This is a genomic window from Streptomyces sp. NRRL S-31 (genome assembly GCF_000718775.1).
Lineage (GTDB): Bacteria > Actinomycetota > Actinomycetes > Streptomycetales > Streptomycetaceae > Streptomyces.
Window position 1 is genome coordinate 1 of sequence record NZ_JOCB01000206.1, and the last position, 2,411, is coordinate 2,411.

Consider the following 2,411-nt stretch of genomic DNA (forward strand, 5'->3'; position numbering starts at 1 on the left):
AACTGATTCAGAACCGTCAGCAACGGCCCCGCATCAACAGCCGCCAACTCCTCGGCCACCGGAGCGTTGTCGGCGAACGCACGCGCCAACAACTCGCTGGACGCCACGACGTACCACACCGCACCGTTCGACATGACGCTCGCCCACAATTGCGGAGACAGGTCGAAGAACCGCGCCAGTTCACGGTTGGCGACGAGCGCGTCCGCCCAATCGGGACGGGTGCTCATCAGCCGGCCCACGTCCGTGCCGTTGAGCACCAATCGATAGAGCGAGTCGTTGGTGCGCAGCGCACCGGTGAGCCGCGGAACGCTGATGACCGCGCGCAGGAGGCCGGAGGAGCGGTCCAGAAGGGCCGGCAGCAGCGCCGGGCGCTCGGTGAGCAGGGGAAGCAGATCGCCGTCGGAGTGCAGGGCCGCACCCAGCGCCTTGCTCTTCCTGGCCGCCTCGAACAACTTCGCGTTCGGGCGGACCGCCTCGTCGACGGCCAGCTGCTCCTGGAGCAGTTCCTGCGAACCCTCCGCGGCCAGCAGGAACTTGTCCCGGTCCGTGTCCGGATCCAGGTGCCACAGCCCGGCGAGAGCCAGGGCCTGCGGCGTCAGCGGTACGCCTTCGGGAGACAGCTCGGGAGGACCGGTGAGCTCCTCGTTGACCACGGCGTCCATCAGTCCCGTGGCCCAGTTCTTCTTCTTGTCCCTGCGCCGCCTCCTCGCCTCGGCGACGGCATCACGGAACGCCGGTTTCCCCAGCGCTTCCACCAAGCCGGGACGCGCGATCGCCTCGGCGAACACCGCCGGCGCCGACGCCAGCAGACCGAGGAGGCTGAGATCCTCGCTCAGCGCCTTGAGCAACGCCTCGTTGTCGAACAAAGCCCGCCAGTGATCGTAGGAGATGTCCACCGGTGACCTGGCAGCGAGCTCCCTCACCAGTCCCGGGTGCGGCAGCAGGTTCGCTATCGACTCGTCGGCCAGAGCGGTCAGCATGTTCGACGTCTCGCCGGCGACGCGCAACAGTGCGGTCTCGTCGCGCAGCACCACTTCGAGGAAGACCGACATGTCCTCCATGCCAGCGGCGGCCAGGCCGAAGCCGGGTCGCCCCATGAGTTGCTGGGCCACCTCGTCGGTGGGGCGCTCGTCCCAGATCCTGGTCAGGACCTCAATGCGGATCAGCTCCGGAGCCAGGTAGAGCAGCTGACCGTAGGTGGGGTTCTCGAAGAGCATCTGGCCCACGACGGGGTTCTTGTCGATGTCCACGGCGGTCTGTCGGCGCAGGTCGCTCGCGGGCAGTTCGGCGAGCGGTCCCTCGCCCGTCAGCCACAGGCGCACGAGCCTGTGACGCAGTGCGGCCCTCAGCAGATAGGGGGCCAGTAGCGGCGACCCTTCACGCACCTGCGACCGCAGGTCTTCCACCGGGTCGGCCAGCAACCGCCGGAAGTGGTGAGGCCGGACCAGCAGAGTGGGATGGTTCGCCAGGGTTTCCGTCAGCCGCGGGTCGCTCTCCAGCACGCCGGTCAGGTGAGGCTCGCGCGCCAGGAGCGCGGCGAGACCCGGGTTGGCCGCCCTGGCCCGCTCCAGCGGCGAGCCGGAAGGCACCGCCTGTTCCCTTTCGGGCAGCAAGGGAGCCTCCGCCTCCCTGAGCGCCTGCTCCAGCTCCTCATCGCCGACCGCGTCGAAGTGACCCGGCACGAGAGACAGAACCTGCGCCACGGCATGGTTCTCCGCCGCCGCCCTCAACCACTCCATCCGGCCCGCCAGCCGGCCGGCGAAGGCGGGAACGTCCTCCAGCACGTCGATGAACCCCGGCTCACCCAGCGCCAGAAGGTCGATCACCTCGAGGTCCTTCATCGCCGCCGCCAGCAGCCCGGGCGCATTCACCAGCAGGTGCGCCAGATCCGCGTGCTGCTGCAGCTTGCGCCGCAGGCCGAGGTTGCCGAGCAACTCCGCATGGTCGAATTCGAAGAGGTCGCCGAGCGCCTGGCTCAGGGCCCACTCCGTGCCGAAGGTTCTGGTGTACGCCTCACCCTTCGTCTCGTACGTGGTCACCAGTGCGTCGGCGAGCCGGCTGTTGTTCAGCAAGGAGGCCCCCGCCGGACTCACGCCCGCCACGGACATGATCAGTGGCACGTGGTTGCGCAGAACGATGGTCAGTTCGGGCAACTCGAGCAGGGCCGGGACTGTGAGGCGACGTCCGTCGAGCGCCTCGACGAGCGGACGCCGCCCGCCCTGTTCGATCAGCAGACCTTCGACGGCCGCCGGCCGCAGGCGGTACACGTCGAGAGTCGCGTCGGGCAGGGCGGCCATGCGCTGGAGCATGATGTGCGCGTCGGTCAGCACCTCCAGCAGCGTGGGGTGCCGGTGCATCAGGTGGGCCAGCAGCGGCTTGGCGGCGGCTGCCTCGGCCACGTGCAGACGACC

Annotated in this window: 1 protein-coding gene; it reads right to left on the reverse strand. The window is 69.0% G+C overall.

Features of this window, described 5'->3' with window-relative positions; genetic code table 11:
* Positions 1-2,399 (reverse strand): hypothetical protein (locus IF37_RS40305; RefSeq protein ID WP_037858286.1); only part of this gene is annotated, 2,399 nt, incomplete at its 3' end.
* Positions 2,400-2,411: the final 12 nt, after the last annotated feature.